Origin of the sequence: Streptomyces bohaiensis, from assembly GCF_012033785.1 — a bacterium.
Taxonomy (GTDB): Bacteria; Actinomycetota; Actinomycetes; order Streptomycetales; family Streptomycetaceae; genus Streptomyces; species Streptomyces bohaiensis.
Genome location: NZ_JAAVJC010000310.1, coordinates 1 through 5,337, shown reverse-complemented (window position 1 = coordinate 5,337; position 5,337 = coordinate 1). Strand labels below are relative to the sequence as shown.

The window sequence follows — 5,337 nt, the reverse complement described above, 5'->3', positions numbered from 1 at the left end:
AGCCCGGGGCGCGGGCGGCGCCGGCCGCCGGGGTCGCCGGGAAGACCCGCGGTTCCGGCTGCCCGGAGCGCCGCGCGGCCGCGAGCACGGCCTCGGTCACCTCCGGGGCCGCCGCGGTCTCCACCAGCACCACGACCGAGCCGCCGAAGCCGCCTCCCGTCATCCGGGCCCCGAGGGCGCCCGCGGCGACCGCGGCCGCCACCACGACGTCCACCTCGGGGCAGGAGACGGCGAAGTCGTCCCGCAGCGAGGCGTGTCCGGCGGTGAGCAGTGGCCCGATACCGCTGACGGAACCGCTGCGCAGCAGGCGTGCCGTCCGGCGTACCCGGGCGTTCTCGGTCATCACGTGGCGGACCAGCGGCCGCAGTGCGTCGGGCAGATCGGCGGACAGGCTCTCCGCGGTGCCGCCCCGCTCCTGAAGGCGGCGCAGGTCCGGGGCGCCGAGGAGTCGGGCGGCCTCCTCGCAGCCGGCGCGGCGCCGTGCGTAGGCGCCGTCGGCGAGCCGGTGCCGCACCCGGGTGTCGACGACGAGCAGCGCGGTACCGGCGGCGCCGGGGTCGAGCGGGATGTGGTCCAGGCTCCCGTCGTCGGTGTCGAGCAGCAGCGCGTGGTCGGCCCGGCAACAGGCGACGGCGAGCTGATCCATCACGCCGCAGGGCACGCCCGCGTAGCGGTGCTCGGCGAGCCGGCCGATCTCGGCGAGCGTCCGGGCGTCGGCGTCGATCCCGGCGAGGTCGGCCAGCGCCCCGGCGGCGGCGACCTCCAGGGCGGCGGAGGACGACAGGCCCGCGCCGGCGGGGACGTCGGAGACGACGGCCAGGGAGACGCCAAGGAACTCGGCCCCGATGGTGCGGAGTTCCGCGAGGACCCCGGCAGGGTAGGCCGCCCAGCCGTCGGGGGCGCCCGGACGCACCGCGGTGAGAGGCACCGTCACCGGTGCCGCACCGCGCGCCGCGGAGTGGAGCACCACCAGCCCGTCGTCGCGGGGTGCGGCGGCGACGGCGGTCCGGTGCGGCAGGGCGAGCGGGAGAACCAACCCGCCGTTGTAGTCCGTGTGTTCGCCGATCAGATTGACCCGCCCCGGCGCCGTCCAGACGACGGCGGCGGGCCCGCCGTGGCGGGCGCGGAAGAACTGCCGTGCGGCATCGGCCAGTTCTGCCGGCGCGCGCGGCGGGTCCGGTGTGCCGCCCGCGGCGTGGCTCGCTCCGGCGCGGCCGGTCATCGGGACACCACCTCCCGCAGCCGCTCGGCGGCGGCCTCGGGGAGCACGTCGCTGACGAAGGCGCCCGCACCGGACTCCGAGCCGGCGAGGTGCTTCAGCTTCCCCGGGCCGCGCCGCACCGTCAGGACCTCCAGCCGCAGCGCGAACTCCTCACGGGCGACCTCCGGTTCGCCGGGAGCGGGGTCGCCGACGGGGGCCTGGTGCCAGGCGGCGATGTACGGCGTGGGCGGCGCGTTGTCGCCGAAGAGCCGGTCGAACCCGCGCAGCAGCCGCAGGTACAGCTCGGGGAACTCGGCTCGCTCCCCCTCGTCGAGGGCGGTGAGGTCCGGTACGCGCCGCCGGGGCCGCAGCTGCACCTCGTACGGCCACCGCGCGGCGTACGGCACGTGGGCCACCCAGTGGTCGGTGGCGGCCACGATCCGCCGCCCGTCGGCCAGTTCCTCGGCCAGCAGCGCGTCGGGCAGGTTCTCCCCGGCCTCGGCGCGGTGACGGGCGAGCGCCGCGAGGGTGCGGGCGGTGCGCGGCGGCAGGTACGGGTAGGCGTAGATCTGGCCGTGGGGGTGGTGGAGGGTGACGCCGATCTCCACGCCGCGGTTCTCGAAGCAGTAGACCTGGCGCACCCCAGGCAGCCGGGAGAGTGCGGCGGTGCGGTCGGTCCACGCGTCGAGCACCAGGGCGACCCGCGCCGGTTCCAGGTCGGCGAACGACCGGTCGTGGTCGGCGGTGAAGCACACCAGCTCGCAGCGGCCGTGACCGCCGCCGAAGGAGGGGAAGCGGTTCTCGAACACCGCTACCTGGTAGTCGGGGTCGGGGATCTCCTCGCTGCGCCCGCCGGTGGCGGGGCAGAGCGGGCAGTGCTCGGCGGGCGGGAGGTGGGTCCGGTCCTGGCGGTGCGCCGCGTAGGCGACGGTCTCCCCCGCGAGCCGGTCGGTCCGCAGCGCGGTGGTGGTGGCGACGGGCGGCGGCGCGGGTCGCGGGTCGGGCCGCGGCACGCGCCGCGCGGGTGGGGCGTCGCCGGTCGGCGGGTCTGCGTCGTAGTAGATCAACTCCCGACCGTCGGACAGCCGGGTGGTGGTCCTGCGCATCCGAGCCTCCCACCTCGGGCGGGGCGCGCGCCCCGCCGTGAGCGTGTCCGGCGCCGGGCCCCCGCCCGGGGCCCACAACCGAACAGAACCGAACATCTTCCACCAGCATCCAACAGGCCGAGCCGGGGGTCGTCAACAGCGCCCCGGCCGGGCCCCGTTCGCGTGCGGCACGGTAAGGAGAGGGGGATGGCCGCTGCGACAACCGCGGCAACCGCGACGGCCGCGAGGAGCCGAGCGCCGTGCCGGCCTCGCTTCGAGCCTCGCGCCGGGGACGGCGCGAGGCCGCGGTCGGGTCAGCGACCGGCGGCGGTGCCGTCCTCCGGCGGGTGCGGGCGACCCAACTGCTCCAGCAGCCCGGTCCGCACCGCGACCGCCACCGCCTCCAGCCGGGTGGCGGTCCCCAACTTGGCGAGCAGCCGCTGGATGTGGGTCCGGGCGGTGCTCGGCGCGACCCCGAGGCCGTCGGCGATCCGCCGGGTGTCGTCGCCGTCGACGATCCGCAGCAGCACGTGGGCCTCGCGGGGCGTCAACTGAGCGGCAAGCCGGGCCCCTTCGGCGGCAGGCGTCGGCCCGGGCTCCAACAGGGCCCCGAAGACCTCGCGCAGCAATCCGGGCGCCACCGCCGCGTCGCCGGCGCGGGCGCGGGCCAGCGCCCGTTCCACGCCGTCGATCCGCTCGTCGTGGCGCACGTAGCCGCGTGCGCCCGCCGCGAAGGCCGCCGCGACCCCGCGCGGGCACGGCACCGGTCCCAGGACCACCACGGCCAGCTTGGGGGCCTGGGCGACGAGCCGGGCCAGCGGCTCCAGCACCGAGGCGCCGTCGGGCTCGGCCGACCCCAGCAGGCAGACCTCCGGCGAACGGCCGGTGGTCAGTTCCACGGCCCGCCCCACCGGGCTGCCGGCGGCGAGCACCCGGTGCCCGCGCATCCGCAGCGCACTCGCGAGCGCCTCCGCGACCAGTCGCCGGTCGTCGGCGACCACCACCCGTAACGTCATCGCGCCTCCCGCGGCCCCGCTCCCGGTCCCGCCCGCCGGGGTGGGGGCCGCACACCGCGACGCGTGCGGCGCGCGAACGGGCCTGAGGCGGCAGAGTACGGGCAACGCGACACCCCCGGTACCCGTCGCGGGGTACCGGGGGTGTCGGACGCCGATAGCTGTCTCACACCGGACGTGCTCCGGCCGGAACAGCACCACCGGCGGTGGCCGGCACGGCTCAGCCGTAGACCTGGAGCGAGGGCGTTTCGTAGCGCGCCGCATACCTGGTGCGGGCCAGGAGCAGTCGGTCGTCGTACCAGCGGACCACCGCATCGGTCGCACTGGCAAAGGACATGATCTCCCGGACGTTCTCTGCCTGGTCGAGCGGCAGCACCATGACGACGTCGGCGCTCTCGGTCTCCGGGTCGATGGCGACGACGCGGCCGACCCCGGAGTAGCTCGGCACCTGGTAGGCGATCACCTTGTCGTCCTGCACGCCGACGGCGTACAGCTCGGCGCGGTCGTCCTCCAGTGCTCCGATCTCCCACAGCGCGTTGCCGGTGGCGATCTCGACCGCGACGATCGTCGCGGGCCGGTCGGTGGTGGTCAGGTAGAGCAGGCCGTCGTGGACGACGGCCTCGTCGCAGACGAACTGAGCGCGGTAGCCGCAGCTGTCGACGTTGCGGTCACGGTTGAAGTCGAGCTGCGGGCCCAGGCCGCTGTAGTCGTCCTCGACTGCGAACATCGCGGGTTCACGGTCAAGTGCGGCGCCGCCACCCTCCGGGCCGAGGGTGGCGCGGATCACCAGAGGGTCGACGGAGACGAGGCTCTCGAGGATGAACTCCTGGTCGTCGTGCTGTGCCTCGTAGGACCAGCTCCACTGCTCCTCGCCGCTCTCGCTCCGCGCGACGACCGAGCCGGGCACCCCCGTGTCGATGGCGATGCCGCCGCACTGCTGGTGCTCAATGAAGAGGTCCTCGTGGACGCCGTAAGCGCGGACCTTGCAGTCCTCGCCGGCCTGGGGCTCCCACTGCGGCTCGCCGGTCTCGATCTCCCAGCCGTAGCCACCCGCGTAGGTCGCCACCGCGACGTAGTCACCGAGGATCGCGGGATGTCCGCTCACGGAGCTGCTGTCCAGTTCGATGGTGACCACGGACTCACCGTCGGCGAGGTCGAGGACGGTCAGCACCTCGCAGTTCTGGCCCTCCAGGATCGCCACCCGCCCCTCGGAGGCGGCGGCGGACGAGGCGCAGTCGCTGCGGTTGGTCGGGTAGGGCCAGGCGATCTCGCCGTCCTCGTCCCAGCTGATGACCTGCTGGTCGGCGACCCGGGTGATCGAGCCGTCCGCCTCCCACAGGCCCGGGGAGAAGTTGTAGTGGTCCTCGGCGACGTCGGGCGCCTCCTCCTCGAACAGGAGGGAGGCCTGTATGGGGTCGGTCGGCAGCGTGCCGCCGCCGGAGCCGTCGTCGCCCTCACCGTCCCCGCTCTCGTCGCCGCCGGGGGCCGGGTTCTCGTCGTCGGCCGGGGCGGCGGTGGTGGAGTCGTCACGGGTGACGTTGTAGACGGTGAAGCCGCCCGCGACGAGCGCGGAGACGACGACGCCGACCATGAGCACCATCAGCGGGCCGCGAGAGCCGGAGAAGCTCCACTCCTTGCCGCCGGAGCCGCCGGAGCCACCGCCGGACTTGTCGAGGGAGACCGCGGCGCCGGGAGCGGTCGGCGCTCCGAAGCCCTGGGGCTGAGTGGTGGAACCCGCCGGGCCGCCGGGATAGCCGTAGCCGGCGGTGGGCTGCTGCGGATAGCCGTATCCGGGGGGCGGTTGCTGCGGGTAGCCGTACCCGGGGGTCGGCTGCTGCGGATAGCCGTAGCCGCCGGGCTGCTGCGGCGCGCCGTAGCCCGCGGTGGGGCCGGGCGTGCCGTACCCGCCGGACTGCGGCGGGGTGCCGTACCCGCCGGGGGGCTGCGCCGGCGGCGCGGGCGTGCCGTACCCGCCGGAGGGCTGGGGCGCGCCGTAGCCGCCCGAGGCGTCCTGCGGACTGCTGAGGCTGCCCTGCGG

4 protein-coding genes are annotated in these 5,337 nt (G+C 75.7%); all 4 read right to left on the bottom strand.

Translation table 11 applies throughout. From position 1 onward, the window contains the following. Nucleotides 1-1,222: galactokinase (gene galK / locus HCN52_RS21590; RefSeq protein ID WP_168090116.1), on the bottom strand; the 1,222-nt coding region annotated here is incomplete at its 3' end. Continuing rightward, nucleotides 1,219-2,307, bottom strand: coding sequence for a galactose-1-phosphate uridylyltransferase (gene galT / locus HCN52_RS21585; RefSeq protein ID WP_168090115.1), 1,089 nt, complete (start codon nucleotides 2,305-2,307; stop codon nucleotides 1,219-1,221). The genes galK and galT, both read right to left, overlap by 4 nt. Nucleotides 2,308-2,600: 293 nt before the next feature. After that, a complete protein-coding gene (locus tag HCN52_RS21580) occupies nucleotides 2,601-3,302 on the bottom strand; it encodes a response regulator transcription factor (RefSeq protein WP_168090114.1) in 702 nt (233 codons plus the stop codon). A 217-nt stretch (nucleotides 3,303-3,519) separates the two neighbouring features. Continuing rightward, on the bottom strand, nucleotides 3,520-5,337 hold a 1,818-nt coding region (locus HCN52_RS21575; protein ID WP_168090113.1), incomplete at its 5' end, for an outer membrane protein assembly factor BamB family protein.